The organism is Micromonospora sp. D75, assembly GCF_018070405.1.
Classification (GTDB): Bacteria; Actinomycetota; Actinomycetes; order Mycobacteriales; family Micromonosporaceae; genus Micromonospora; species Micromonospora chalcea.
The window spans coordinates 1-1,369 of sequence record NZ_JAGPXV010000975.1 but is presented as its reverse complement, the minus strand read 5'-3'; the positions used below and the strand labels follow the sequence as shown (position 1 = coordinate 1,369).

General features: G+C 76.6%; 1 protein-coding gene. It reads right to left on the bottom strand.

Annotation, left to right across the window (positions count from 1 at the left end; translation table 11 throughout):
- A partial coding sequence (locus tag KBX39_RS31240) for a ribonuclease E/G (protein WP_247660794.1) occupies positions 1-1,369 on the bottom strand: 1,369 nt, incomplete at both ends.

Genomic DNA, 1,369 nt, shown 5'->3' with positions numbered 1-1,369 from the left:
CGCGCCAGCTCGTCCTCGCTGGCGCCCTCGGCCGCGGTCCGGACGATCACCCCGGCGCCGTCCGGCACCAGCTTCTTCAGCGCGTCCCGCAGCCGCTTACGCTCGGTGTCGGGCAGCTTGCGGCTGATGCCGGAGGCGTTGCCGTTCGGCACGTAGACCAGGTGCCGGCCGGAGAGCGCGATGTGACTGGTCAGCCGCGCGCCCTTGTGCCCGATCGGGTCCTTGGTCACCTGCACGAGCACCGAGTCGCCGGAGCGCAGCGCCTGCTCGATCGAGCGCGCCCGGCCCTCCAGGCCGGTGGCGTCCCAGTTGACCTCGCCGGCGTACAGCACCGCGTTGCGCCCGCGCCCGATGTCGACGAAGGCGGCCTCCATGCTCGGCAGCACGTTCTGGACCTTGCCCAGGTAGACGTTGCCGGCCATGGTGGCGGACGAGTTGCGGGTCACGTAGTGCTCGACCAGCACGCCGTCCTCGAGCACGGCGATCTGGGTGCGGTCGCCGCGCTGGCGGACCACCATCACCCGGTCGACCGCCTCACGGCGGGCCAGGAACTCCGACTCGCTCAGGATCGGCGGCCGGGTACGCCGCTGCTCGCGGCCGTCCCGGCGGCGCTGCCGCTTGGCCTCCAGCCGGGTCGAGCCGGAGACGCCCTGCACCTCGTCGACCGGCTTGCGCGGCTCACGGATCTTGACGACGGTGGGCACGCCGTCCTCGGCGGCGGTGTCCGCCTCCCCCGCGCCGCGGCGGCGACGGCGGCGACGGCGGCGGGTCATCCCCTCGCCGTCGGGCTCCTCGTCCTCGGCGGACTCCTCGGTCTCGTCCTCGGCGGTCTCGGCCGCGGCGGGCTCCTCGACGTCCTCGTCGTCGGCCTCGTCGGCGCCACCCTTGCCCCGGCCCCGGCCCCGGCGACCCCGGCGACGCCGCCGCCGGCCGGCGGCCGTCTCGTCGTCCTCGTCGATCTCGGCGGACTCCTCGGCCTCGGCGGCCGGCTCCTCCTCGACGACCTCCGGCTCGGCCTCGGCCTCGACCGGCTCGACCTCCCGGCGGGCGCGACGGCGGCGCCGGCCGGTCTCGACCGCTTCCTCGATCGGCTCCTCCGCCGCCGGGTACGTGACCTGGACGGCGGGCGCCTCGTCGGGCTGCGGCGCCATGAACAGGACGGTCGGCGCGGAGAGCGCGGCACGACGCCGCCGGGTGGTGGGCGGCGTCGGCTCGGCCGGCTCCTCGTCCACGCGCGGCACGGCGGCGCCCGTCGACACGACGCCCGTCGCGTCCGCCGGGCCGCCGCTGCGGGCCAGGTCGACCTCGTGGGTACGCGCACCCGCGGCGCTCGCGTCCTCGACGGTCCCGGCCTCGGCGTCCTCGTCCT